18 protein-coding genes and 2 pseudogenes are annotated in these 25,336 nt (G+C 72.0%); 7 read left to right on the top strand and 13 right to left on the bottom strand.

Annotated elements, in window-relative coordinates; genetic code table 11:
* Window positions 1–3: 3 nt before the first annotated feature.
* The 6 genes from IM697_RS07415 to IM697_RS07390 form a co-directional block, all read right to left on the bottom strand.
* Window positions 4–1,956, bottom strand: a complete 1,953-nt coding sequence (locus tag IM697_RS07415; protein ID WP_194045835.1) for an ABC transporter permease/substrate-binding protein — start codon at window positions 1,954–1,956, stop codon at window positions 4–6.
* On the bottom strand, window positions 1,946–3,466 hold the full coding sequence (locus IM697_RS07410; RefSeq protein WP_194045833.1) for a sugar ABC transporter ATP-binding protein: 1,521 nt from the start codon (window positions 3,464–3,466) through the stop codon (window positions 1,946–1,948). The genes IM697_RS07415 and IM697_RS07410 overlap by 11 nt, the downstream gene beginning before the upstream one ends.
* Window positions 3,467–3,572: 106 nt before the next feature.
* Window positions 3,573–4,580 (bottom strand): LacI family DNA-binding transcriptional regulator, encoded by a 1,008-nt coding sequence (locus IM697_RS07405; RefSeq protein ID WP_194045832.1) that lies wholly within the window; start codon window positions 4,578–4,580, stop codon window positions 3,573–3,575.
* 426 nt (window positions 4,581–5,006) lie between these two features.
* Complete coding sequence (locus IM697_RS07400; protein ID WP_194049624.1) at window positions 5,007–5,807, bottom strand: sugar phosphate isomerase/epimerase family protein; 801 nt, start codon at window positions 5,805–5,807, stop codon at window positions 5,007–5,009.
* Window positions 5,808–5,836: 29 nt separating this feature from the next.
* Window positions 5,837–6,988: a dihydrodipicolinate synthase family protein gene (locus tag IM697_RS07395; protein WP_194045831.1), complete on the bottom strand. Its 1,152-nt coding sequence runs from the start codon at window positions 6,986–6,988 to the stop codon at window positions 5,837–5,839.
* Entirely contained in the window at window positions 6,985–8,142 is a 1,158-nt protein-coding gene (locus tag IM697_RS07390) for a Gfo/Idh/MocA family protein (RefSeq protein ID WP_194045830.1), read from the bottom strand. The genes IM697_RS07395 and IM697_RS07390 overlap by 4 nt, the downstream gene beginning before the upstream one ends.
* 271 nt (window positions 8,143–8,413) lie before the next feature.
* Between IM697_RS07390 and IM697_RS07385 the strand changes: the two genes are divergently transcribed.
* Window positions 8,414–9,460, top strand: coding sequence for a LacI family DNA-binding transcriptional regulator (locus IM697_RS07385; RefSeq protein WP_194045829.1), 1,047 nt, complete (start codon window positions 8,414–8,416; stop codon window positions 9,458–9,460).
* A 204-nt stretch (window positions 9,461–9,664) separates the two neighbouring features.
* Here the strand turns inward: IM697_RS07385 and IM697_RS07380 are convergent, their stop codons facing one another.
* Entirely contained in the window at window positions 9,665–10,972 is a 1,308-nt protein-coding gene (locus tag IM697_RS07380) for an ABC transporter substrate-binding protein (protein ID WP_228044547.1), read from the bottom strand.
* Between the two features lie 296 nt (window positions 10,973–11,268).
* Here IM697_RS07380 and IM697_RS07375 point away from each other — a divergent pair, with 296 nt between their 5' ends.
* The 4 genes from IM697_RS07375 (at window position 11,269) to IM697_RS07360 (ending at window position 15,104) form a co-directional block, all read left to right on the top strand.
* The gene (locus tag IM697_RS07375; protein WP_194045825.1) at window positions 11,269–11,865 is read left to right on the top strand and encodes a dihydrofolate reductase family protein; all 597 of its coding nucleotides are present in this window, start codon (window positions 11,269–11,271) and stop codon (window positions 11,863–11,865) included.
* Between the two features lie 106 nt (window positions 11,866–11,971).
* Window positions 11,972–12,904 (top strand): bifunctional helix-turn-helix transcriptional regulator/GNAT family N-acetyltransferase, encoded by a 933-nt coding sequence (locus tag IM697_RS07370; RefSeq protein WP_194045823.1) that lies wholly within the window; start codon window positions 11,972–11,974, stop codon window positions 12,902–12,904.
* Between the two features lie 52 nt (window positions 12,905–12,956).
* Window positions 12,957–13,757, top strand: a complete 801-nt coding sequence (locus tag IM697_RS07365) for a sugar phosphate isomerase/epimerase family protein (protein ID WP_194045821.1) — start codon at window positions 12,957–12,959, stop codon at window positions 13,755–13,757.
* A 108-nt stretch (window positions 13,758–13,865) separates the two neighbouring features.
* Window positions 13,866–15,104 carry an MFS transporter gene (locus IM697_RS07360; protein WP_194045819.1) on the top strand — a complete coding sequence of 413 codons (1,239 nt, stop codon included), beginning with the start codon at window positions 13,866–13,868 and terminating at the stop codon, window positions 15,102–15,104.
* A 426-nt stretch (window positions 15,105–15,530) separates the two neighbouring features.
* On the opposite strand, the gene IM697_RS07355 is transcribed toward IM697_RS07360, so the two are convergent.
* From IM697_RS07355 to IM697_RS07350, 3 genes and pseudogenes are all read right to left on the bottom strand, one after another.
* Entirely contained in the window at window positions 15,531–16,112 is a 582-nt protein-coding gene (locus IM697_RS07355) for an RBBP9/YdeN family alpha/beta hydrolase (protein WP_194045817.1), read from the bottom strand.
* 41 nt (window positions 16,113–16,153) lie between these two features.
* Window positions 16,154–16,347: pseudogene (locus IM697_RS44500) on the bottom strand (GNAT family N-acetyltransferase); the annotation flags it as partial.
* Window positions 16,348–16,409: 62 nt separating this feature from the next.
* A pseudogene (locus IM697_RS07350) lies at window positions 16,410–16,565 on the bottom strand (3-phosphoshikimate 1-carboxyvinyltransferase); the annotation flags it as partial.
* Window positions 16,566–16,970: 405 nt separating this feature from the next.
* Here IM697_RS07350 and IM697_RS07345 point away from each other — a divergent pair.
* Together IM697_RS07345 and IM697_RS07340 are read left to right on the top strand one after the other, a co-directional pair.
* Window positions 16,971–18,833 (top strand): glycoside hydrolase family 3 protein, encoded by a 1,863-nt coding sequence (locus IM697_RS07345; RefSeq protein ID WP_194045816.1) that lies wholly within the window; start codon window positions 16,971–16,973, stop codon window positions 18,831–18,833.
* 141 nt (window positions 18,834–18,974) lie between these two features.
* Window positions 18,975–19,616 (top strand): hypothetical protein, encoded by a 642-nt coding sequence (locus tag IM697_RS07340; RefSeq protein WP_194045815.1) that lies wholly within the window; start codon window positions 18,975–18,977, stop codon window positions 19,614–19,616.
* Window positions 19,617–19,620: 4 nt separating this feature from the next.
* Here IM697_RS07340 and IM697_RS07335 read toward each other — a convergent pair whose 3' ends face one another.
* From IM697_RS07335 to IM697_RS07325, 3 genes are all read right to left on the bottom strand, one after another.
* On the bottom strand, window positions 19,621–21,030 hold the full coding sequence (locus tag IM697_RS07335) for an alpha/beta hydrolase family protein (RefSeq protein ID WP_194045814.1): 1,410 nt from the start codon (window positions 21,028–21,030) through the stop codon (window positions 19,621–19,623).
* A 70-nt stretch (window positions 21,031–21,100) separates the two neighbouring features.
* Window positions 21,101–21,493 (bottom strand): hypothetical protein, encoded by a 393-nt coding sequence (locus tag IM697_RS07330; protein WP_194045813.1) that lies wholly within the window; start codon window positions 21,491–21,493, stop codon window positions 21,101–21,103.
* Between the two features lie 93 nt (window positions 21,494–21,586).
* Window positions 21,587–25,318 carry an ABC transporter ATP-binding protein gene (locus IM697_RS07325; protein WP_194045812.1) on the bottom strand — a complete coding sequence of 1,244 codons (3,732 nt, stop codon included), beginning with the start codon at window positions 25,316–25,318 and terminating at the stop codon, window positions 21,587–21,589.
* Window positions 25,319–25,336 lie beyond the last annotated feature (18 nt).

The raw sequence follows: 25,336 nt of genomic DNA, 5'->3' as shown, positions 1-25,336 counted from the left end.
ATGTCAGCCGGAGAAGCCGGCCACGTTCTCCTTCGTGACCACCTTCACCGGCACCTTCACGGTCTGCTCGACCTCCTTGCCCTGAAGCGCCTTGAGGGCGTTGTCCACCGCGATCCTGCCGAGCTGGGTGGGCTGCTGGGCCACGGACGCGTACAGCGTGCCCGCCTTAACCGCCTTCAGCCCGTCGGGCGTGCCGTCGAAGCCGACCACCGAGACCGACTTGCCGGCCTTGGAGCCCAGCGCCTTGACCGCGCCGAGCGCCATCTCGTCGTTGGCGGCGATGACGCCCTGGACGTCCGGATGCGCCTGCAGCAGGTTCGACATCACGTCGAGTCCCTTGGTGCGGTCGAAGTCGGCGGGCTGCTGGGCGACGACCTGGATGCCCGGGTAGTCCTTGAGGCCGTTCGCGAAGCCCTGTGCGCGCTCGCGGGCGGCGGAGGTGCCGGCCTGGCCCTGGAGGATCACGATCTTGCCGCTGCCGCCGAGCTTCTCGGCGATCGACTTGGCGGCCAGCTCACCGCCGGCGACGTTGTCGGAGGCCACCAGGGCGTCCGTCGCGGCGTTGTTGACCCCGCGGTCGACGGCGATGACCGGGATGCCCGCCTTGTCGGCGGCCTTGACGGAGTTGCCGGCCGCGTCCGAGTCCACCGGGTTGACGATGATCGCGCCCACACCGGAACTGGTGAAGTTCTGCAGTTGATTGGCCTGCTGGGAGGCGTCGTTCTGGGCGTCGGTGACGGTCAGGTCCACGCCCAGCTTCTGCGCCTCGGCCTGGGCGCCCGCCCGGATCTGTACGAAGAAGGGGTTGTTGAGGGTGGACAGGGACAGGCCCATCCGCTGGGTGGACGACGCGGAGGAGCCGTTGTGCAGGAAGGAGGTCGCGCCCACGATCGCCACCGTGACGACCGCCGCGAGCGCGTACGTCCCCGCCTGCTTGCCCTTTCCTCCCTGAGAGGTGCCGGAGGCCGCCGGGGTCGCCCCCGCCTTGCGGCGCAGCGTGTCGAAGAGCACCGCCAGCGCGATCACGACGCCGATGACGACCTGCTGCCAGAACGCGGACACGTTCAGCAGGTTCAGCCCGTTGCGCAGCACCGCCAGGATCAGCGCGCCGATCAGCGTGCCGGACGCCTTGCCGGTGCCGCCCGCCAGCGAGGCGCCGCCGATGACGACCGCGGCGATCGCGTCCAGCTCGTAGCCGTCGGCGGCCTGGGGCTGCGCGGAGGACAGCCGGGCGGCGAGCACGACACCGGCGACGGCGGCGAACACGCCGGACAGGGCGTAGATGGCGAGCTTCTGCTTCTTCACCCGCAGGCCGGACAGGCGCGCGGCCTCCTCGTTGCCGCCGATCGCGTACATCGAGCGGCCGATGTAGGTCCGGCCGAGCACGAACGCGCCGATCAGGCCCATGACGACCATCACGAGTACCGGCACCGGCAGCCAGCCGCCGAGCGTGTCACCGAGGTGCGAGACGGAGTCGGGGAAGGCGATCGGGGAGCCCTCGGAGATCACCAGGGACAGACCGCGGGCCACCGAGAGCATCGCGAGCGTCGCGATGAACGGCGGGAGTTTGCCGTACGCGATGAGGAAGCCGTTGACGAGTCCGGCGGCGATGCCGGTCGCGACGGCCAGCAGCACCGCTATGCCGACCGGCACGCCGTGCGAGGTCGCGCTCCAGGCGAGGACGGTGGCCGACAGGGCGGCGACCGAGCCGACCGACAGGTCGATGCCGGCCGAGACGATGACGAAGGTGACGCCGAAGGCGAGGATGGCGGTCACGGCCGCCTGAACGCCGACGTTCAGCAGGTTGTCGGTGGTCAGGAAGTCGCCCGACAGCGCCGACATGGCGATGACGAGGACGATCAGCGCGGTGAGCGCGCCGTTCTCCAGGAGCAGGCGGCGCAGGCCGCTGGTGGCGCCACCGGCGCCCGACGTGCTCTTGAGCGTGTCAGTGGCCACGAGCGGCCTCCTTGTCGGTCGTGGGGTTGCTGACGGCGAGCGCCATCACGGAGTCCTGGGTGGCCTCGTCGGCGGACAGCTCGCCCGCGATCCGGCCCTGGGCCATCACCAGCACCCGGTCGCTCATGCCGAGCACCTCGGGCAGATCGCTGGAGATCATGAGGACGGCGGCGCCCGCGGCCGTCAGTTCGTTGATGAGCTGGTAGATCTCGACCTTGGCGCCGACGTCGATCCCGCGCGTGGGCTCGTCGAGGATCAGCACCCTGGTGTCGGCGAGCAGCCACTTGCCGATGACGACCTTCTGCTGGTTGCCGCCGGAGAGCGTGCGCACCTGCTGCCCGAGGCCCGCCATCCGCACGCCGAGCTGCTCGGCGACCCGCGCGGCGGCCTCCCGCTGGCCCTTGAGGTCGACCAGCCCCGCGCGCGTGGCGGAACGCAGCGTCACCAGGCCCAGGTTCTCCTCAACGGACGCGTCCAGCACCAGGCCCTGGCCCTTGCGGTCCTCGGGGATCAGCCCGATGCCCGCGGTCATCGCCGCGTTGACGTCGTACTTGGCGATCGAGGTGCCGGAGACCTTCACCGTGCCCTGGTCGTACGGGTCGGCGCCGAACACCGCCCGCACCACCTCGGTACGGCCGGCGCCGACCAGCCCGGCGATGCCGACGACCTCACCGGCGTGCACCGCGAAGCTGACGTCGTGGAAGACGCCGTTCCTGGTCAGCCCCTCGACGGTGAGCAACGCGGCGCCCGCGTCGGCCCGTTCGCGCGGGTACTGCTGCTCGATCGAGCGCCCCACCATGAGCCGTACGAGCTCGTCCTCGGGCGTCGTGGCCGGGACCTGCCCGACGCTTCTGCCGTCCCGGATGACCGTCACCCGGTCTCCCAGGGCGGCGATCTCCTCCAGGTGATGCGTGATGAACACGATCCCCACGCCGTCCTCGCGCAGCGTGCGCACGATCGCGAAGAGCTTGTCGACCTCCTCGGAGGTGAGCACGGCGGTCGGCTCGTCCATGATCAGCACGCGCGCGTCCAGACTCAGCGCCTTGGCGATCTCGACCATCTGCAGCCGCGCGATGCCGAGTTCACGCACCCGCGCGCGGGGCGAGACGTTGACGCCGACACGCTGCAGCAGGGCCTCGGCGTCGGCCTCCATCCGCTTGCGGTCGATCATCCCGAAGCGGCGCGGCTGGCGCCCCAGGAAGATGTTCTCGGCGACCGTGAGGTCGGGTACGAGGTTGAACTCCTGGTAGATGGTGGCGATCCCGAGCCGCTCGGAGTCCTGCGCACCGTGGATGCGCACCTCCTCGCCGCCGACCAGGATCCGCCCGGAGTCGGGCGTGTAGGCGCCGGAGAGCATCTTGATGAGGGTGCTCTTGCCGGCGCCGTTCTCACCGAGCAGCACATGGACCTCGCCCCGGCGCAGATCGAAGTCGACGCCGTCCAGCGCGACCACGCCGGGGAAGGTCTTCCTTATGCCCTCGATGCGCAGCAACTCGTCCGGGTCGCTCACGACGTGCTCCTTTGCACTGGGGAGGGGGACTGCGGGGGGTGGGGGACTGCGGGGGTGGTGCGGGGGCCACGGGGGCGGTATGAGGGGCTACGGGGGGTATGGGGAGCTACGGGGGTGGTGCGGGCGGCTCGCCGCACGAGCGCCGTACGACCAGCCGGGCGGGGAGGGTGACGGACGCACCGGGCCGTCCCTCGATACGGTCCACCAGGGCCCGTACGGCGGCCCGGCCCAGCTCGCCCGTCGGCTGGGCGATCGCCGTGATCGGCGGATCGGTGTGCACGAACCACGGGATGTCGTCGAACGCGGCGAGCGCGATGTCCTCGGGAACACGCAGCCCACGCGCGCGTACGGCGTCCAGGGCGCCGAGCGCCATCAGGTTGTCGGCCGCGAACACGGCCTCGGGCGGCTCGGGCAGGTCGAGGAAGCCCTCGGTGACCCGCCGTCCGCTCTCGGCCTGGAAGTCGCCCTGGCCTGTGTAGGCCTCGGGGAGTTCGAGGCCGTACGCGCCGAGCGCCTCCCGGAAGGCCTCGACGCGCTCACGTCCGGTCGTGGTGGCGGCGGGCCCGGCGATGATCGCGAGCCGCCGGTGCCCGAGCCCGTGCAGATGCGCCACGAGATCCCGCACGGCGGCCTGTCCGTCCGCCCTGACCACCGGCACGTCCACGCCCGGGATCCACCGGTCCACGAACACCATCGGCGTCCCCCCGCGCGCGGCGTCCAGCATCAGCGGCGAGCCGCCGTCGGTGGGGGAGACCAGCAGGCCGTCGATGCGGCGGTCCAGCAGGTTCCGCACGTGGTGGTCCTGGAGGTCGGGCCGCTCGTCGGCGTTGCCGATGATGACGCTGTAGCCGAGCGCGCGGGCCTCCTCCTCGACGGAGCGGGCCAGTTCGGTGAAGTAGGGGTTCATCACGTCGCTGATCACCAGGCCGAGGGTGTGGGTCTGGTCGGTGCGCAGGGAGCGGGCGACGGCGTTCGGGCGGTAGCCCAGGGTCTCGACGGCGGCCAGCACGCGCGTGCGTGCCTCGGCGCTGACCGACGGATGGTCGTTCAGGACGCGCGAGACCGTGGCGACGGAGACGCCCGCCTCGGCGGCGACGTCCTTGATGCTCGCCATCGCCGCGCCACCTCCTCGTGGATGCTCGTGGAATCGATTACATCGATGCGTCACGGCCGATTGGAATCGATTACACGGCGGGGAGGCAAGGGGGTGGGAGTGGCCGAAACCCAATCGTGACGCGGCACCGTCCTGGAGCTCACGCATTCGACCGTCACGGCCTGCTGGCCCGATTCGGGCCAGGAAACGGCTACAGGTACCTGCCCGGCGACCTGGACCCGCATGGACCCGCATGGACCCGCAGGACCTGACCGACCTGCTCGGCAGCGGGTAGGGCGCACCGCGCACCCTGGGCGGCGTTCGCGGTGAGGGCTGAGGCGCGGACGCTCGATCGACCACGTCATTCCGCGCCCCTACCGACCCACCGACTGCCCGCTGTCCGAACGGCACTGACCGCCGCCGGTCACCGGAGGCCGGTGCCGCCGGTCACCGCATCACGTGCGCCACGAACCGCTCCGCCGTCTCCGCCAGCACCTCCCGCCCGTCCCGGGCCCACAGCCCGTCGTTGAACAGCTCGACCTCGATGGCCCCGCGGTAGCCGGCCGCCTCCACGTAGCCGAGCCACTCCCGCATGTCGATCGCCCCGTCGCCGATCTGACCGCGCCCGGTGAGCACGCCCTCGGGCAGCGGGGTCGTCCAGTCGGCGAGCTGGAAGGTGTGGATACGGCCGCCCGCGCCCGCCCGGGCGATCTGCGCCGGGGCCGTGTCGTCCCACCAGATGTGGTACGTGTCGACCGTGACGCCGACCTGCCGGGCCGGGAAGCGTTCCGCGAGGTCCAGGGCCTGGGACAGGGTGGACACCACGCAGCGGTCGGAGGCGTACATCGGGTGCAGCGGCTCGATGGCCAGCTTCACCCCGCGCTCCTCGGCGTACGGGCCCAGCTCGCCGAGCGCGTCGGCAATCCGCTCCCGGGCGCCGTGCAAGTCCTTCGAGCCGGCCGGAAGACCGCCGGAGACCAGGACCAGCACCTCGGTACCGAGGGTCGCGGCCTCGTCGATGGCCCGGCGGTTGTCGTCCAGCGCCTTGGCCCGCTCCTCGGGGTCGATCGCCGTGAAGAAGCCGCCACGGCAGAGGGTGGTGACCGTCAGGCCCGCGTCGCGCATCAGCTTGGCCGTCGCCTCCAGGCCGTACGACTGGACCGGTTCGCGCCAGAGGCCGACGTTCGTGACGCCCAACTGGCCGCAGGTGTCGACCAGTTCCGGCATCGACAGCTGCTTGACCGTCATCTGGTTGATGCTGAAACGCTCAAGACCGGTCACTGGGCGACTCCGTACAGCGCGAGCAGGTTCTTCATCCGCTCCTCCGCCAGCTTCGGGTCCGGGAACAGGCCCAGTCCGTCGGCGAGTTCGTAGGCGCGGGCGAAGTGCGGGAGGGAACGGGCCGACTGCAGGCCGCCGACCATGGTGAAGTGCGACTGGTGGCCGGCCAGCCAGGCCAGGAAGACCACGCCCGTCTTGTAGAAGCGGGTCGGGGTCTGGAAGAGGTGACGGGACAACTCGACCGTCGGGTCGAGGAGTTCACGGAAGCCCGCCACGTTCCCCGTGTCCAGGACCCGCACCGCCTGCGCAGCCAGCGGGCCCAGCGGGTCGAAGATGCCGAGCAGGGCGTGGCTGAAGCCCTGCTCGTCGCCCGCGATCAGCTCGGGGTAGTTGAAGTCGTCGCCGGTGTAGCAGCGCACGCCCTGCGGCAGCCGGCGGCGGATGTCGATCTCGCGCTGCGCGTCCAGCAGCGACACCTTGATGCCGTCCACCTTGTCGGGGTGCGCGGCGATGACCTCCAGGAAGGTGTCGGTGGCCGCGTCGAGGTCGGCGGAGCCCCAGTAGCCCTCCAGCGCCGGGTCGAACATCGGGCCCAGCCAGTGCAGGATGACCGGCTCGGCGGACTGGCGGAGCAGGTGGCCGTAGACCTCCAGGTAGTCCTCGGGGCCGGAGGCGGCGGCGCACAGGGCGCGGGAGGCCATCAGGATCGCCTGGGCGCCCGACTCCTCCACGACCGCGAGCTGCTCCTCGTAGGCCGCCCGGACCTGCGCGAGGGATCCGGCGGCGATCTGGTCGGTGCCGACACCGCAGGCGATCCGGCCGCCGACCGCCTTGGCCTCGGCGGCGCTGCGCCGGATCAGCTCGGCCGCGCCCGCCCAGTCCAGGCCCATGCCGCGCTGGGCGGTGTCCATGGCCTCGGCGACGCCGAGCCCGTGGGACCACAGGTGGCGGCGGAAGGCGAGGGTGGCGTCCCAGTCGACGGCGGCGGGCGAGTCGGGGGTTGTGTCGGCGTACGGGTCGGCGACGACGTGCGCCGCCGAGAAGACCGTACGGGAGGTGAAGGGCGCGCCCGGATCGAGGGCGAGCGGCGCGCTGCGGGGCTCGTACGCCCGCAGGCCGCCCTGGGAGTCGGGCAGGTGGATGGTCACAGCGAGATCTCCGGTACGTCGATACGGCGGCCCTCGGCCGACGACTTCAGGCCCAGCTCGGCGAGCTGGACGCCGCGGGCGCCGGCCAGGAGGTCCCACTGGTAGGGGGCGTCGGCGTAGACGTGCTTGAGGAACAGCTCCCACTGGGCCTTGAAGCCGTTGTCGAAGTCGTCATTGTCCGGGATCTCCTGCCACTGGTCGCGGAAGGAGTAGGTGGCCGGGATGTCGGGGTTCCAGACCGGCTTGGGGGTCATGCTGCGGTGCTGGACGCGGCAGTTGCGGAGCCCGGCGACCGCCGACCCTTCCGTCCCGTCGACCTGGAACTCCACCAGCTCGTCGCGGTTGACGCGCACGGCCCAGGAGGAGTTGATCTGGGCGATGGCGCCGCCGTCGAGCTCGAAGATGCCGTAGGCGGCGTCGTCGGCGGTGGCGTCGTAGGGCTTGTCGTTCTCGTCCCAGCGCTGCGGGATGTGGGTGGCGGTGAGGGCCTGGACGGACTTCACGCGGCCGAAGAGCTCGTGCAGGACGTACTCCCAGTGCGGGAACATGTCGACGACGATGCCGCCGCCGTCCTCGGAGCGGTAGTTCCAGGACGGGCGCTGGGCGGTCTGCCAGTCGCCCTCGAAGACCCAGTAGCCGAACTCGCCGCGCACGGAGAGGATCCGGCCGAAGAAGCCGCCGTCGATGAGGCGCTTGAGCTTGAGCAGGCCGGGGAGGAACAGCTTGTCCTGGACGACGCCGTGCTTGATGCCCGCCTCGTTCGCGAGCCGGGCCAGCTCCAGGGCGCCCTCCAGGCCGGTGGCCGTGGGCTTCTCGGTGTAGATGTGCTTTCCGGCGACGATCGCCTTCTTGATCGCCTCCTCGCGGGCGGAGGTGACCTGGGCGTCGAAGTAGATGTCGACGGCCGGGTCGGCGAGGACCGTGTCGACGTCGGTCGAGATGTTCTCCGCGTCCAGTCCGTGCTGCTCGGCGAGCGCCTTGAGGGCGTACTCGCGGCGCCCGACCAGGACCGGCTCCGGCCACAGCACGGTGCCGTCGCCGAGGTCGAGGCCGCCCTGCTCGCGGATGGCCAGGATGGAGCGGACCAGGTGCTGGCGGTAGCCCATGCGCCCAGTCACACCGTTCATGGCGATACGCACCGTCTTGCGTGTCACGTCATTCCCTTCGTACGCGGGGTCTGCGCCGCGTATCGCCCTGTCTTTCACTGGTGAGCGTCGCAGCAAGCGCTTTCTATCGGATAAGAAGCTAGCCTCTGAGCAGTGGTCCGGACAAGACCGTGACCAGCCCGAGTTGTTCGAGGGGACGAACAGCGGGGGTTTCTGGCCGTAAGGTTCGCTCGGCACACCTGGAACCGTGGGCCGTGATGGCCTGTCTACGAGCACGTACGAGGTGGTACGACGAGATGCGCGACCGGAGGACGACGAGATGACGGTGACCCTGGCGGACGTGGCGGCCCGCGCCCAGGTCTCGCCCGCGACGGTGTCGCGCGTGCTGAACGGGAACTACCCCGTCGCCGCCTCCACCCGGGAGCGGGTGCTGCGCGCCGTGGACGAGCTGGACTACGTACTGAACGGGCCGGCGAGCGCACTGGCGGCCGCCACCTCCGACCTGGTCGGCATCCTGGTCAACGACATCGCCGACCCCTTCTTCGGGATCATGGCGAGTGCGATCCAGTCGGAGATCGGGGGTCCGGGCGGCCGGGCGGGCGGCGAACGCCTGGCCGTGGTCTGCAACACGGGCGGCTCCCCGGAGCGCGAGCTGACGTACCTCACCCTGCTGCAGCGGCAGCGCGCGGCCGCGGTCGTCCTGACCGGCGGTGCGGTGGAGGACGCCCCGCACGCGGCGGCGGTCGCGGCGAAGCTGCGGAAGCTGGCGGAGGCCGGGACCCGGGTGGTGCTGTGCGGGCGGCCGCCGGCGCCGGACACCGGTGCGATCGCGCTGACCTTCGACAACCGCGGCGGCGGCCGCGAACTGACCGAGCACCTGATCGGCCTCGGGCACCGGCGGCTGGGCTACATCGCGGGCCCTGAGGAGCGCACGACCACCCGGCACCGGCTGGAGGGCCACCGGGCCGCGCTGGAGGCGCACGGCATCGCGGAGGACCCGGGGTGGACGGTCCACGGCCGCTACGACCGCCGGTCCGGTTACGAGGCGACGCTGGAACTCCTGCGCCGGGACCCGACCCTGACCGCCGTGGTGGCGGCCAACGACTCCGTCGCGCTGGGGGCGTGCGCGGCGCTGCGGGACTCCGGTCTGCGTATCCCGGAGGACGTCTCGGTGGCCGGGTTCGACGATCTGCCGTTCAGCATCGACGCGGTGCCTTCCCTTACGACGGTGAGGTTGCCGTTGTCGGAGGCGGGGGCGCGGGCCGGGCGGATCGCGATGGGGCGGGAGGAGCCGCCGCCCGGCGGGATCGCGACGATTCGGGGGGAGTTGATGGTTCGGGGGTCTTCCGGGGGGCCTCGGGGGTAGGCGGGGAGGGACCGGGGCAGGCAGGGAGGCACGCCGGGGCAGGCGGCACCGCTTGTCCTGGCGCCGGGTTCGCGGCGGCGCCGCCGGGACCGCGGCCAGCATGTCTGCTTCCGGTCCGTCAGTGCTCAGCGGTAGCGGTAGCGGTAGCGGGCTTTGATATCCGAGCGGTGCCGCACGCACGTCCGCCCGGCGCACGCACCCGGTTCAGTCCCGGTAGCCGCCCCCGTCGACCACGTCGTTCGCGAAGATCTGGGCCTTCGCCAGTGCCTCGTCGACGGACTGGCGGCCGGCGATCGCCGCGGAGATCTCCTCGGCCACCCGGGCGCCGAGGCCGGCGTACTCCGGGATGCCGACGTACGACGTTCCCGTCCACGGCTGCTCGTGCAGGCCGGGCCGGTTGAGGTTCACGGCGCCCAGTGCGTCGAGGGCCGGTCGGAGAAACGCCTTCGCGGCCTTCCGGTACGGAGGGAGCCGGTAGGTGGACAGGCGGCTGCCGGGTGGCACGGCGACCCAGCCGAGCCTTTCGCCGTAGAGCTTCACGTACCGCTTCGACGTGGCCCAGGAGGTGAACTCCCACGCTGCTCTCGGGTGCTTGGACGTGACCGGGATCGCCAGCGCCCAGGTCCACAGCCAGCCCGAGCTGTCGGTGCGCATCACCGGGGCCGGGGCGTAGCCGAGCTTTCCGGCGACCTCGCTGGTCCCGGGGTCCTCGAAACGGCCGGCGAAGAAGGTGCTGTCGTACATCATGGCCGCCTTGCCCCGCCGCATCGCCGCATCGCACTGGGCAGGCCCGGCTTCGAAGGCCCGGGGCTCGCCGGAACCGCGCACCAGATCCACGTAGAACCGCACCGCCCGCTTGGTTTCGGGGGAGGTGAGCCGGGGGTTCCACCGCTCGTCGAACCAACGGCCTCCGAAGGTGAGGATCACCGTGTTGAGGGGCAGCAGGTCCAGCCAGGCGGGGCCTCCCCGCAGGCAGATTCCGGCGATGCCGTGCCGGTCGTCGTCGAGCCTGGCAGCCAGTGCGGCGACCTGCGGCCAGGTCGGGCGTTCCGGCATGGTCAACCCCGCCTCGGCGAACAGGTCCTTGCGGTACATCAGGAAGGACGACTCCCCGTAGTACGGCACCGCGTACAGGCCGCCCCGGTACGACAGCGCCGTGCGCACCACGGGAATGAAGTCCTGTACGTCGTAGTCGCCCCGCCCGGCCAGGGCATCGAGTCGGGTGAGCCAGCCTCGCGAGGCCCAGATCGGCGCCTCCCACGGGCCGATGGAGACGACGTCGTAGCGGCCGTCCTCGCCGGCGATGTCCTTGGACAGCCGGTTGCGCAGCACGCTCTCGGGGAGGAAGCGGAACCTCACGCGGATGTGGGGATGGGTGCGCCGGAAGTCGTCGACCAGCTTCTCCATGTCCCGGGTGAAGTCGACGGACGCCACCGTGATCGTCGTGTGCCGCTCGTTCTCGGCGCAGGCGGCGGTGCCCAGGGCGAGTGAGGCGAGCAGGGCCACTGCCACGGGGATCCGGGTGAGCCGACAGCCGGGGCGACTGCGATGGCGACTGCGCCTGTACGGCATCGGTACCTCCCCCCGATCCCCGCCGATGATCCTGACGGGACCGCCGTCCTCACAAGAGCGCGCGAGGCCGACCAGGGGCGCAGTCCGGTACGAAGAACGCCCCGCGAAAACCCTCTGCCGAATCTCCCGTTCCGGGTCTATACCCCGAGCCATCGATGATTTCCGGGCCCCGCCCCGGTCCCCCCTCCCGTAACGTCCCTGACGAGCAGCACGACCCGACAGCAGGAGTGAATCCCATGCGCATCGTGATCACCGAGTTCATCAGCCTCGACGGCGTCGTCCAGGCCCCCGGCGGCCCCCAGGAGGACACCGACGGCGGGTTCGCGCACGGTGGCTGGTCGCACCCGTACTTCGACGAGGAGGTGCTCGGCCCGGCGTTCACCGAGGGGCTGGAGAAGGCCGAAGCGCTGCTGTACGGGCGTCGTACGTATCTGACGATGGCCGGTGCCTGGCCCGAGCGCGCCGGTGACCCCTTCGCCGACCGGCTGAACTCCCTGAAGAAGTACGTCGTGACCGACACCCTCACCGACTCCGAGCTGACCTGGGACAACACCACTCGGATCCCCGGCGGCGAGGCTGTCGCCCGGATCCGTGAGCTGCGCGAGAGCGAGGGCGGGGACCTGGCGATGATGGGCAGCCCGACCCTCGTCCGCACCCTCCTCCAGGAGGGCCTGGTCGACGAGCTGTGCCTCGTCGTGATGCCGGTGCTGCTGGGCGGCGGCAAGTCGATCTTCCCGGCGGACGGTGGGAAGCGGCCGTTGGAGCTGGTGTCCACGGTGACCGGGAAGACGGGCGTACAGGTGTGCGTCTACCGGCCGGCCGCCGAAGGGTAGCCGCGGGGGCGCGGACGTCCTAGGCTCGAATCGTCGGTATCTCTGACTGAGTCAGAGATCAGATCTGCGGCAGACATTCGAGTCGAACATCCGGGGGTCGACGACCATGACCGTCCACGACATCCGCGCCTTCAACCGCTTCTACACGAACGTCATCGGCGCCCTCGACTACAGCCGCCACCTCTACGCCCCGTACACCCTCACCGAGTCCCGCGTCCTGTACGAGCTCGCGCACTCCCCGCGCACGGACGCCGCCGACCTGCGGGCCGAGCTGTCGCTGGACGCGGGGTATCTGAGCCGGATCCTGAACAAGTTCGAGCAGGACGGGCTCATCGAGCGCACGCCCTCCCGGCAGGACCCGAGGCGCCGGCGCGTCACCCTCACCGCGCACGGCCGGGAGACCGGCAAGCTGCTGGAGGAACGGTCGAACGAGGCGGTCGGCTCGCTGTTGTCCACGGTGCCGGCCGCGGAACGGCCGCGCCTGGCCGAGGCGATGACGACCGTACGCACCATCCTGTCCCACGGCCGCCCGCCCCGCCGCGAGGACGTCCTGCTGCGCGATCCCGGCCCCGGCGACCTCGGCTGGATCGTGCAGCGCAACGCCGCGCTGTACGCGAGCGAGTACGGCTGGAACGCCGACTACGAGGGCCTGGTCGCGAGGATCGTCGCCGACTTCGCGGAGGACCACGACCCGCATCTGGAGCGGGTGTGGATCGCCGAGCTGGACGGCCGCCCGGTGGGCTGCGTGATGTGCGTACGGGACGAGGCGCCCGCCACGGCCCGGCTGCGGCTGCTGCTGGTCGAGCCGGAGGCCCGTGGCCTCGGCATCGGCGACCGGCTCGTGCGGGCCGTCATCGACTTCGCGCGCGGCGTCGGCTACCGCGACCTGGTCCTGTGGACCAACGACGTCCTGAGCGCCGCCCGCCGCATCTACCAGCGCCACGGCTTCGTGCTGGCCGCCGAGAAACCCCACCGCTCCTTCGGCAAGGACCTGACCGGCCAGGACTGGCGCCTGGATCTGCACGGCACGCACGACTGAGGTCGCTGCCCGCCGGATGGGCGTCCCCCCGTTTCCCTGGCAAGGTGGAGGCATGAAACTGGCGTTCTCCACCCTCGGCGTCCCCGGTCTCCCCCTCCCCGACGTGCTGCGCCTGGCGACCACGCACGGGTACCACGGCGTCGAGCTGCGCGCGCATCCGGAGGAACCCGTGCACCCGGGCCTGGGACCCGGTGAACGGGCCGATGTGGCGGCCGAGTTCAAGGCCGCCGGCATCGAGCTGCTGGGCCTGGCCGGGTACGCCAAGGTCGCCGCGCCCGGGGACGACGGGCCCGTGATCGAGGAGATGCGCACCCTCCTCGACCTCGCCCACGACCTCGGCGCGCCCTTCGTCCGTGTCTTCCCCGGCGCCGACCACGAGCAGAGCCGGCAGTCGGCGGACGCGGTCGCCGCGCGGCGGCTGGGCACGGCCGCGGAGTACGCCGCCGACGTCGGCGTACGGATCCTGCTGGAGACCCACGACTCGCATCGCACCGCCGCCGACTCGATCCGTGTCCTCGGCCTGGTGGGCCACCGCCACGTCGGCTCGCTGTGGGACGTCATGCACACCTGGCTGGGCGGCGAGCAGCCCTCGGAGAGCTACGCCGCGCTCGCCCCGTACCTCGGCTACGTCCAGGTCAAGGACATCGCCTCCGCCGACGACACGACCCCGCTGCCGCTCGGCGCCGGGGTGCTGCCGCTCGCCGAGTGCGTGGAGGTCCTCTCCCGGCACAACTGGGACGGCTGGCTGTGCTGGGAGTACGAGAAGCGGTGGTACGACGGGGCCGCGCCGCTCGACGGGCTCCTCGACGGCGGGCGTGACCATCTGTCGCGGCTGCTGAACGAGTCGGCCTGAGCGGCTCTCGGGGCTCGGGCTCGCCCGTAATTCGCTCGCCCCGCGCGACTGACGCCGTATAGCGTCCTCGCTCGTGCCCGAGCCCGTTCCCTGCCCCGTCATGCCGTCATGAGCCTCGCCCGTACGTTGATCGACGTACGGCCGTTGCGGACCTCGCCCGTCTTCCGGCGGCTGCTGATCGGGCGGACGGTGTCCGTGCTCGGCGGCTTCATGACCATGGTCACCGTCATGTACCAGGTCTGGGAGCTGACGCACAGCACGGTCTGGAGCGGGGCGGTGGGTCTCGCGCAGGCGTTGCCCATGATCTGCGTGGGGCTGTTGGCCGGGGCGTGGGTGGACCGGGGCGACCGGCGGCGGATCTTCCTGGTCGCCACCGTGGGGCAGGCGGTGTGCGCGGCGCTGCTCGCGGTGCAGGGGTTCACCGGGGGCGTGCCGGTGAGCGGGATCCTGGTGCTGGTGGCGGCCGGGGCCTGCTTCGGCGCGGTCGGCGGACCGGCGGCGGGCGTGTTCGTGCCGCGGCTGCTGCCGAAGGAGCAGGTGGCGGCCGGGCTGGCCCTCAACCATGCCACCGCCCAGATGATGATGCTGGTGGGCCCGGCGCTGGGCGGACTGTTCCTCGGCTGGTTCGGCATCGGCGTCTGCTATCTGCTGGACGCGCTGAGCTTCGGTCTCGCCTTCTACGGCGCCTTCGGGCTGCCCGCGCTGCCGCCCGAGGGCGAGCCGTCGCGGGACGGGCTGCGCGGCGTCCTGGACGGGCTGCGCTTCCTGGCCGGCCACCGGGTGGTGCGCGGCGCGCTGATCACCGACCTGGCGGCCACGGTCCTCGCCATGCCGATCAGCCTGTACCCGCTGATCAACGCCGAGCGCTTCGGCGGCAACCCGCGCACCCTCGGCCTGTTCCTGTCGGCCGTCGCGGTGGGCGGGGTCACGGCGACGGCCCTGTCGGGTTCGGTGACCCGGCTGGGCCGGCCCGGCCTTGTGATGCTGTGCGGGGCGGGGACCTGGGGTGCGGCGCTGGCGCTGTTCGGGCTGATGACCGACCCGTGGGCGGGGCTCGGGCTGCTGGTGGTGGCCGGCGCCGCGGACGCCCTGTCGGTCGTCTCACGCAGCACGATCGTCCAGACCCGCACCCCCGACGCCCTGCTCGGCCGGGTGACGGCCGCGGAGCAGATCGTCGGCCAGGCGGGCCCGCACCTCGGCAACCTGCGTGGCGGCCTGGTCGCCGGCTGGTCCTCCGGCGCGACGGCACTGGTCACCGGCGGCCTGCTGTGCCTGCTGGCGGTGGCCTACGTGGGTGCCAGCACGCCGGAGCTGCGGGGCGGGGCGGCCAAGCCGGACGGGCCGTGAGCGGTACGCGGCATCGAGGCACCAGCCCCCACCCCCGAGAGCCGACTACACCGGACGAGCCAGAAACGGCACAGTCCGGACCGGCGGGCCCGCACCCCCGCAACCTGCACGGCGGCCTGCACACCGGCCGATCCTCCGGCGACCTGCTGTGCATCCTGGCGGTGGCCTACGTGGGTGCCAGCACACCGGAACTGCGCGCCGGGACGGCCAAACCGGACCGGCCGTGACCGGCACACGACACCGAGACACCAGCCCCCACCCCCGAGAACCGACCACACCGGCCGATCCTCCGGCGGCCCGCTGTGCATGCTCGCGGCGGCCTACGTGGGTGCCAGCACGCCGGAGCTGCGAGGCAGGGCGACCAAGCCGGACGGGCCATGAGCGGCACACGACACCGAGACACCAGCCCCCACCCCCGAGAACCGACTACACCGGCCGAGCCAGGAGCGGCGCGGTCGGGTCCAGGCACCAGCCCAGTACGGCGGGCCACGGCCCGTACCCGGCGTCCAGGTCCAGGTGGGCGGCGCCCGGGAGGATGTCGGCCGGGAGGGCGAGCGGGTCGCCGTAGACGGTGCGGGCGCCCTCCGGGCAGTACGGGTCGTCGTCCCCGGCGACCAGGCGGGTGGGGCCGGGAAGCGTGAACTCCAGGGACCGCAGGGCGAATCGGGCGACCTCCGGATGCCGCTCGAGCACCCGGCCCGACGGCGGGGCGACCAGCAGCACCCGGTCCACCGCGCCGAGCTCCGGCATCCCCCGCGCGGCGGCGTGCAGCCACAGCACGGCGGACAGGCTGTGCGCGACCACGACCCGCTCCGTCCCGGCGTCGAGCCCGGCCAGGTGCCCGCCCAACTCCGCCAGCCAGACCTCCAGTTCGGGGTCGTCGGGGTCCGGAAGCTGCGGATAGGTGACCCGGTGGCCGAGCTCGGTGAGCCGGTCGGCGAGCCAGTGCTGCCAGTGGTCCTCGGGGCGGTGGTTCTGCCAGCCGTGGAGGATGAGGTAGGCGGTCATGACGCCGATCGTCCCCGACCGCTCAGGAACCCGTCCAACCGGCCCGGCGCCCACGAGCGGGACCAGTCGCTCGGCGCGCCCTCGAAACGGGCGCCGGTCTTCTCGATCGCCGCGCGGGAGCGCTCGTTGCGGGCGTCCGTCTTCAGGTCACCCGGGAGACGCCGCACACCTCGAAGGCGTCCGGTCGGCCCTCGGAGCGCCAGCAGCACGGCTCCCAGTACGACGTGGCACCCACCAGCCCGGGTCGTCGAACGAGATTCCCGGTACCCGCAGCCCGGTCACCGCGAAGGACATCACGACGCGGTAGCCGAGCCGGGTCAGGCCCTCGGTGAAGCCCTCGGTGTCGTCCGAGCGCAGCGGCCGCAGAAGGGTGGTGACGCCGTCGGCCGCGGCCGCCAGGAAGAGGGCGCGGGCGGTGATGGACTTGGAACCGGGAACGTCGACTTCGGGCATGCCCTCATGATCGCCCCGGCGCCTGTGGCGGCGCCGTGGCGTCCACGGGATGGACCCGTACCGGACCCCGTCCATTGCCCACCCGTCACATCGGCCCCCGGCTTACCGACTTCGCGGATTCCGGCCATCCCCGGGAACCCACCCCCCTCGCCGGTCGTCCAACCCGCATGCTGCCGGAGAGTCACCGCGGTGCGGTGTCGGCCCTCGCTGCTGGCTGCGATCGCTGACCACCCTCTCCGCCGTACCGCGGCCGGCAGCACGCCGTCATCGGCGCGCCCCCCTCCAACTGCGCCGATGGCGGCCCCTCTTCGGTTACGGTCCATTCCCTTGACTGGCAGAAACTTCCCGGTTATTGGTGACTTCTCGGAAGTTTCCTTCAGTGCACCACCTCCGAAAGGAGCGCACGTGCCCGACACCAGCACGGGAAGCAGAGGAAGCAGAGGAAGCAGAGGGAACACCGCAACGCCCGCCAGACGCACTGTCCTCGCGGCCGGCGCGGGCCTCACCACCGCCCTGGCGCTCGGCGGCACCGCCCACGCGGCCACCCCCGACGACCGGCGGCTACGCGCCCTCATCGCCCGGATGACCCTGCCGGAGAAGGTCGGCCAGCTCTTCGTGACGCGGGTCTACGGCCACTCCGCGACCGACCCCGACCAGGCCGACATCGACGCCAACCTCAAGGAGATCGGCGTCCGCACGGCCGCCGAGCTGATCGCCAGGTACCGCGTCGGCGGCATCATCTACTTCACCTGGGCCCACAACACCCGCGACCCGCACCAGATCGCCGACCTCTCCAACGGCATCCAGCGCGCCTCCCTCACCCAGCCCCGCGGCCTGCCCGTGCTCGTCTCCACCGACCAGGAACACGGCATCGTCTGCCGCGTCGGCGAACCCGCCACCCTCTTCCCGGGCGCCATGGCCATCGGCGCCGGCGGCTCGCGCGGCGACGCCCGCACCCTCGGCCGGATCGCCGGACAAGAGCTCCGGGCGCTCGGCATCCGGCAGAACTACTCCCCCGTGGCCGACGTGAACGTGAACCCCGCCAACCCGGTCATCGGCGTGCGCTCCTTCGGCGCCGAGCCGGACGCGGTGGCCGGCATGGTCGCCGCCGAGGTGGCCGGATACCAGCACGGGCGTCAGATCGCGGCCACCGCCAAGCACTTCCCGGGCCACGGCGACACGGCCGTCGACAGCCACTACGGCTTCCCGGTCATCACCCACACCCGTGAGCAGTGGGAGTCCCTGGACGCGCCGCCCTTCCGGGCCGCCGTCCGCGCCGGCATCGACTCGATCATGACCGCGCACATCATGGTCCCCGCCCTCGACGACTCCGGTGACCCGGCCACCCTCTCCCGCCCCATCCTCACCGGCATCCTGCGCGAGGAACTGGGCTACGACGGGGTCGTGGTGACCGACTCCCTCGGCATGGAGGGCGTGCGCACGAAGTACGGCGACGACCGCGTGCCCGTCCTCGCGCTCAAGGCGGGCGTGGACCAGCTGCTCAACCCGCCGTCCCTCGACATCGCCTGGAACGCCGTCCTCCAGGCCGTCCAGGACGGGGAACTCACCGAGGCACGGCTCGACGAGTCCATCCTCCGCATCCTGCGGCTGAAGGCGAAGCTGCGGCTGTTCGAGGAGCCTTACGTCAGCCAGGGCGGCGTCGACCGGAACGTCGGCACCCCGTCCCACCTCAGGGCCGCCGACCGCATCGCCGAGCGCACGACGACCCTGCTGGTCAACGACGGCCCACTGCTGCCGCTGTCCCGCCGCACCCACCCCGAGGTCCTGGTCGTCGGCGCCGACCCGGCCTCCCCCTCCGGCACGACGGGGCCCCCGACCGGCGTACTCGCCGGCGCCCTCACCGAACTGGGCTTCACGGCGAGCGCCCTGTCCACCGGCACGGCGCCCTCCGCCGCCACCATCGCCCGTGCCGTCGCGGCGGCGCGGGAGGCGGACGCGGTGGTCGTGGGGACGTACAACGTCACGGCGGGCAGTGCGCAGAAGGCGCTGGTCGAGCAGTTGCTGGCGACGGGGAAGCCGGTGGTGGCGGTGGCGATCCGCAACCCCTACGACGTGGCGCGGCTGCCCGGCGTCCGCGCCTGTCTGGCCTCCTACTCCTGGACCGACGTCGAACTGCGGGCGGCCGCGCGGGTGATCGCAGGGCGGGTGTCACCGTGCGGGAGGCTGCCGGTTCCGGTGCAGCGGGCGGACGACCCGACGCGGGTGCTGTATCCGATCGGCCACGGTCTGTCGTACCGGGGAGGCTAGTCCCGTACCGCCCTTGGGACGTAGCCCCCGTACGCCACACAACGGGCGCACTCACCCCCAACCGACGCAAAGGACCCCACACGTCTGGCGTGCGCCTGCCGCCACGGGCCACGCTGGACGGGGGTACCCGGGGGGAGTGCGATGCGCGGGAAGAGTGCGGCGGGGGTGGCCGGTGCGTTGCTGGTGCTGCTCGTCGCGTTGCTGACGGGGTGCCAGGGGGCGTCGGGGCCACAGGAGGCCGCCGACGAGAGCGGGCGGCAGGTGACGGGCCCGACGGGGCGGACACGGCCGGCCGGATACGGCGCCGTCTTCCTCGGCGTCGACGAGTGCAGTTCCTTCGGTACGACCAGCTTCACCGAGGTGTCCTGCACGAGCGAGCGGGCCGCGGCGCGGGTCGTGGCACGGCACGACGGCAAGGTGGGCGACGGACCGCCGTGCCCCGCGACCACGGACTTCGTGCTGCACATCAGCGAGCAGAGCCGCACCTCCGACGAGGACGGCGACGGCTCGATCCCCCAGGGCTACGCCTGTATGCGCAACCTCACCCCGGCCCACCCCGGCGATCCGGGCGGTGGCGGCGGCCCCCGCACGATCGTCGGCGACTGCGTCTACCACTCCGGTGACGGCCAGGTCCGCGAGACCTCGTGCGACGGCGAGGGCGAGCACAAGCCCCAGTACAAGGTGACGAAGGCCGTCGACAAGCGGGCGAAGTGCCCCCTGTCGACGGCCCTCTACGTCGAGCTGGGCGGCGGGAAGCCGGTGGGCTGCGCCCGGCCCGTGTGAGGTGTCACGGCCGCGGCGCGGGCTCCCGCTCCGGACCGCGCCAGTCCAGCTTCGCGTCGAACTCGGCCAGCGGCCCCGGCTCGGCCGTCGCCGACCCGACGCCCGCCCAGTCCAGGATGCGGGCCGTGGCCAGGGCGCGCTGCCGGTCCACGAGGCCCGCCACCTGGGCACCGTGGTTGGCGCCCGGCGCCGTGAACACGTAGGCGTCGCGCGCGCCCTTGCCGACGCGGAAGCGCTCCGCGCCCCACGGGTCGTTCTGGCCGTAGACGAAGATCATGTGCCGGGCGTGGTGGCGCACCCAGCTGTCCACGTCGCGCATGGCCCGCGGCTGGAAGGTCATCGGTATCTCGCGCGGGACGAAGTCGCGTGGCGGCAGGTAGCCGTAGCGGATCAACTCCCGCTCTATGTGCGGGAAGCCGATCGTCGGTGAGCCGAGCTGCGTGCCCGCCTGGTAGTAGTACGGCGTGTACGGCTCCAGACCCTGGTCCGTGTAGAAGGAGAAGCCGCCGATCGTGTCGATCGACTCCCAGATCGCCTCGTCGCTCGCGTGCGCCGCGTCCGCCGGGATCCTGTCGCACGCGGAGAGCGGGCTGTACTGCCAGAAGCCCCAGACGTAGTCCAGGACGACCGCCTCGTACGCCTTGTCCAGGCTGCCGAGCGTGTCGAAGGTGTAGCCGTGCTCGGCCGCGTACTCCGCGTACCGCTTCTTCAGCGGCTCCCGGCGCACCAGCGCCTCCCGCTGCACCGCGTTCAGCCGGTCCCGGCACGCCTTGGTGCCGACTCGGGCGAAGAAGCGGTCGTATGCCGAGTCCTCGTCGTCCACCACGTCGTTGGGGGCCACGTAGGCGACGACACCGTCCATGTCACGGGGGTAGAAGCGCTCGTGGTAGGTGGCGGTCATGCCGCCCTTCGAGACGCCGGTGGAGAGCCAGTTCCTGTCGTAGATCGGCTCCAGCGCCTTGAAGACGCGGTGCTGGTCGGTCGCGGCCTGCCAGATGTCCAGCTTGGTCCAGTCGGCCGGTTCGGGCCGGGACGGTGTGAAGTAGCGGTACTCCATGGAGATCTGGTTGCCGTCGACGATCCGCGTCGGCTCACGGCGGCTCGGCGAGGTGGAGACCCCGTAGCCGCTGGTGTAGAAGACGGTCGGGCGGGAGACGTCCCGGTGCAGCACGGTGAGGCGCTGCCGGAAGGTGCCCGCGGACGGATTGCGGTGGTCGACCGGCTGGGTGTACGCGAGGACGAAGAAGCGGTAGCCGGGGTACGGCTTCTCCTCGATGAGGCTCATGCCCGGTATGGACCGCAGCCGTTCCTCGATGTCCGGCGCGGCGGCGGTGGCCGCCCTTGCCGTGGCCGTGCCGAGCGCGCCGGTGAGCAGCGCGAGCGTCAGCAGCCATCTGAGGGTCTTGCGCGCCATGCACCCTCCCTGGAAAGCGGATGTGCGGCGCAAGCTAGCGAGCAACTGCCCACCGCGCCAGGGGAGTTGCTCAGCAGAGGATCCAGCCCTTGCTCACCGAGCCCCGCCCCACCCGGCCCTTCACCCACACACAGCGCTGTCCGGCGTGGACGGTGACCGGTCCGGCGCGGCGGGTGCTCTTGCCCTCGTCGGTCACCGCACGGGCCCGGTAGGCCTGCACGCTGGCCTTCATCCACTGCTCGCGGCCGGGCCTCTTGGACAGGGTGATGACACAGACGTGCCCGCCCCGCTTGTAGACGTACAGGGTGCCGGTCGAGAACGGGTACGTCTTGACCTTGCGCCCCTCGCAGCGCGTGGGCGCGGCGGCGTGCGCCTGCGCCGGGACCGCCACCGCGAGCACCCCGGACGCGGTCAGCAGCGCCAGGCCGACCGCCAGTCGTCGGCGTATGCCACCTCTGTCCACTGTGTTGTCCTCCCCGTACACCGGCGATGAGCGTACTGGTGTACGGACGCAGGACGTATGCCGGATGGTTGCACGACCGTCACGGGGACGGGTTCACCGTGCCGCCCCGACCGGCTCCTCCGGCTCGGCCTGTCCGAGGAAGGTCCGCCACAGCCCGGCGTACCGCCCACCCCGCGCCAGCAACTCCTCGTGCGTGCCGTCCTCCGCGACCCGCCCGTGGTCCATCACCACGACGCGGTCCGCGCGGGCCGCCGTCGTCAGGCGGTGGGCGACCACGAGGGTCGTACGGCGGCCTGCGAGCCGGTCCGTCGCCTGGTTGACCTGGGCCTCCGTGGCCAGGTCCAGCGCGGCCGTCGCCTCGTCGAGGAGCAGGATGTCGGGGTCGACCAGCTCGGCGCGGGCCAGCGCGATGAGCTGGCGCTGCCCGGCGGAGAGGTTGCGGCCGCGCTCGGCGACCTCGTGGAGGTAGCCGCCGTCGAGGGTGGCGATCATCTCGTGGGCGCCGACCGCCCGGGCCGCCGCCTCCACCTCGGCGTCCGTCGCGCCGGGCCGGCCGTAGGCGATGGCGTCGCGGACGGTGCCCTGGAAGAGGTACGCCTCCTGCGGGACGACGCCGAGCCGGTGGCGGTAGGACGTGAGGTCCAGGGAGCGCAGGTCCGTGCCGTCGACGGTGACCCGGCCGCCGGTCGGGTCGTAGAAGCGCGCGACCAGCTTGACGAGCGTCGACTTGCCGGCGCCCGTCTCGCCGACGAAGGCGACGGTCTGCCCGGCCGGGATCCGGATGTCGATCCCACCGAGCGCCTCCTCCCCGTCGCCGTATGCGAAGTGCACGTCCTCGAACGCGACCTCGCCCCGCAGCGACGGCACCTCCCGCGGCTCCTCGGCCGCCTTGGTCGACGTCGGCTCCCGGAGCAGTTCCTGGATGCGGCCGAGCGAGACCGTGGCCTGCTGGTAGCCGTCGAAGACCTGGGAGAGCTGCTGGACCGGCGCGAAGAACAGGTCGATGTACAGCAGGTACGCCACCAGCGCACCGGTCGTCAGCGTCGCGTCGTCGATCCGGCCGCCGCCCACGATCAGTACCGCCGCCACGGCCGCCGACGACAGGAACTGCACGAACGGGAAGTAGATCGAGATCAGCCACTGGCCCCGGATACGGGCCTGGCGGTAGCTGTCGCTGCGCTCGGCGAACCGCGCGCCGCCGTCCCGCTCGCGCCGGAAGGCCTGCACGATCCGCAGCCCGGACACCGACTCCTGGAGGTCGGCGTTGACCACCGACACCCGCTCACGGGCGAGTTCGTACGCCTTCACGCTGGCCCGGCGGAAGTAGTACGTGGCGACGATCAGCGGCGGCAGCGTCGCGAAGACGACGAGCGCGAGCTGGAGGTCGATCACCAGCAGGGCGACCATGATGCCGAAGAAGGTGACGACGGAGACGAAGGCGGTGACCAGGCCCGTCTGCAGGAAGGTCGACAGGGCGTCGACGTCCGTCGTCATCCTCGTCATGATCCGGCCGGTCAGCTCCCGCTCGTAGTAGTCGAGTCCGAGCCGCTGGAGCTGGGCGAAGATCTTCAGGCGGAGGGAGTACAGCACGCGCTCGCCCGTCCGCCCGGTCATCCGGGTCTCGCCGATCTGCGCCACCCACTGGGCCGCCACCGCGAGGAGGGCCAGCAGGGACGCCGCCCAGACCGCGCCGAGGGCGGCCTGGGTGACGCCCGAGTCGATGCCGTGCCGGATCAGCACGGGCAGCAGCAACCCCATCCCGGCGTCCACGGCGACCAGGCCGAGGCTGATCAGCAGGGGCACCCCGAAGCCCCGGAGCAGCCGCTTCAGGCCGTACGACTCCTCGGGGCGCACCGCGCGCGTCTCGTCGACGTCGGGGGTGTCGGCCGCCGGGGGCAGCGCGTCGACCTGGGCGAGGAGCTCGGGCGTCGCCGGGGACTCGGACAGGGCCAGGTCCTTCGGCTCCCGGTCGCCGGTCCACAGCCGCGGGGTCACGCCGCGCTCGGCGTCGAACTCCGCGTCTAGCTCGTCGCGTACGGAGATGTCCTCCTGCGGGCAGGCCGGCTGGGCGTGGCCGGGTGAGACGCCGCCGAGTTCGTCGGGGTCGGTGAGCAGCCGGCGGTAGCGGGCCGAGCGCTGCTGGAGTTCCTCGTGGGTGCCGATGTCGGCGAGGCGGCCGGCCTCCAGGACGGCGATGCGGTCGGCGAGGTTGAGGGTGGAGCGCCGGTGGGCGATCAGCAGGGTCGTCCGGCCCTCCATGACGTGCTTGAGCGCCTCGTGGATCTCGTGCTCCACCCGCGCGTCCACCGCCGAGGTCGCGTCGTCGAGGACGAGCAGCCGGGGGTCGGTGAGGATCGCGCGGGCGAGCGCGATGCGCTGGCGCTGGCCGCCGGAGAGGGTGAGGCCGTGCTCGCCGACCTTGGTGTCGTAGCCGTCGGGCAGCTCGGCGATGAAGCGGTCCGCCTGGGCGGTGCGGGCGGCGGTGCGGATCTGCTCCTCGGTGGCGTCGGGGCGGCCGTACGCGATGTTGTTGCGGACCGTGTCCGAGAAGAGGAAGGAGTCCTCGGGGACCAGTCCGATCGCGGCCCGCAGGGAGTCGGAGGTCAGCTCGCGGACGTCGTGGCCGCCGATCAGGACGGCGCCGCGGGTGACGTCGTAGAAGCGCGGGAGGAGGAGGGAGACCGTGGACTTGCCGGAGCCGGAGGAGCCGACGACCGCGAGGGTCTCCCCCGGGCGGATCTCGAAACTCAGCCCGTCGAGCACCGGGCTGGTTTTGCCGGGGGCGCCCTCGTACCCGAAGGACACGTCGTCGAACTCGACGGTCGCGGGCGCGTCGGCGGGCAGCGTCTTGGTGCCGTCCTCGATCGACGGCTCGGTGTCGATCAGCTCCAGGACGCGCTCGGTGCCGGCCCTGGCCTGCTGTCCGACCGTGAGGACCATGGCGAGCATCCGGACCGGGCCGACGAGCTGGGCGAGGTAGGTGGAGAAGGCGACGAACGTGCCGAGCGTGATGTGCCCGCGCACCGCCAGCCACCCACCGAGCGCGAGCATCGCGACCTGCCCGAGCGCCGGGACGGCCTGCAGCGCCGGGGTGTACCGGGAGTTGAACCGGATGGTGCGCAGCCGTCCCGCGAAGAGCCGCCGGCTGACCTCCCTCAGCTTTCCGGTCTCCTGCTCCTCCTGCCCGAACCCCTTCACCACGCGTACGCCGCTGACGGCCCCGTCGACCACGCCCGCGACGGCGGCGGCCTGGGCCTGGGCGTACCAGGTGGAGGGGTGCAGCTTGGTCCGGCTGCGCTTGGCGATCCACCACAGGGCGGGGGCCACGGCGAGGGCGACCAGGGTGAGCGGGATGGACAGCCAGGCCATCACGACCAGGGAGATCAGGAAGAGCGCGAAGTTCCCGATGGTCATCGGGAGCATGAAGAGCAGACTCTGGATGAGCTGGAGGTCGCTGGTGGCGCGTCCGACGACCTGACCGGTGGACAGCTCGTCCTGCCGTCGCCCGTCCAGCCCGGTGATCGTCCGGAACATCTCGGTCCGCAGGTCGTGCTGGACGTCGAGGGCGAGGCGGCCGCCGTAGTAGCGGCGTACGTAGGTGAGGACGTACACGGCGAGCGCGGCGGCTATGAGCAGGCCCGCCCAGACGGCCATGGATCGGGTGTGGTCGCCGATGACGTCGTCGATGATCACCTTCGTGATCAGCGGGACGATCGCCATCACGGCCATACCGGCGAGCGAGGAGCCGAGCGCGAGGATCACGTCCTTGGGGTAGCGCCAGGCGTAGCCCCACAGTCGTCGTGCCCATCCCCGTTGCGCTGCCACGCGGGTGCCCTCCGTTCG

Source organism: Streptomyces ferrugineus, from assembly GCF_015160855.1.
GTDB lineage: Bacteria > Actinomycetota > Actinomycetes > Streptomycetales > Streptomycetaceae > Streptomyces > Streptomyces ferrugineus.
The sequence above is the reverse complement of the archived record's forward strand: the minus strand, read 5'-3'. Positions and strand labels throughout refer to the sequence as shown.

Bases quoted from the DNA above. Each gene is read 5' to 3' on its own strand.
- IM697_RS07405 (WP_194045832.1), bottom strand. From the start codon at position 4,580: ATGGCGAGCATCAAGGACGTCGCCGCCGAGGCGGGCGTCTCCGTCGCC.
- IM697_RS07400 (WP_194049624.1), bottom strand. From the start codon at position 5,807: ATGACGGTCAAGCAGCTGTCGATGCCGGAACTGGTCGACACCTGCGGC.
- IM697_RS07385 (WP_194045829.1), top strand. From the start codon at position 8,414: ATGACGGTGACCCTGGCGGACGTGGCGGCCCGCGCCCAGGTCTCGCCC.
- IM697_RS07375 (WP_194045825.1), top strand. From the start codon at position 11,269: ATGCGCATCGTGATCACCGAGTTCATCAGCCTCGACGGCGTCGTCCAG.
- IM697_RS07370 (WP_194045823.1), top strand. From the start codon at position 11,972: ATGACCGTCCACGACATCCGCGCCTTCAACCGCTTCTACACGAACGTC.
- IM697_RS07365 (WP_194045821.1), top strand. From the start codon at position 12,957: ATGAAACTGGCGTTCTCCACCCTCGGCGTCCCCGGTCTCCCCCTCCCC.
- IM697_RS07360 (WP_194045819.1), top strand. From the start codon at position 13,866: ATGAGCCTCGCCCGTACGTTGATCGACGTACGGCCGTTGCGGACCTCG.
- IM697_RS07355 (WP_194045817.1), bottom strand. From the start codon at position 16,112: ATGACCGCCTACCTCATCCTCCACGGCTGGCAGAACCACCGCCCCGAG.
- IM697_RS07340 (WP_194045815.1), top strand. From the start codon at position 18,975: ATGCGCGGGAAGAGTGCGGCGGGGGTGGCCGGTGCGTTGCTGGTGCTG.
- IM697_RS07335 (WP_194045814.1), bottom strand. From the start codon at position 21,030: ATGGCGCGCAAGACCCTCAGATGGCTGCTGACGCTCGCGCTGCTCACC.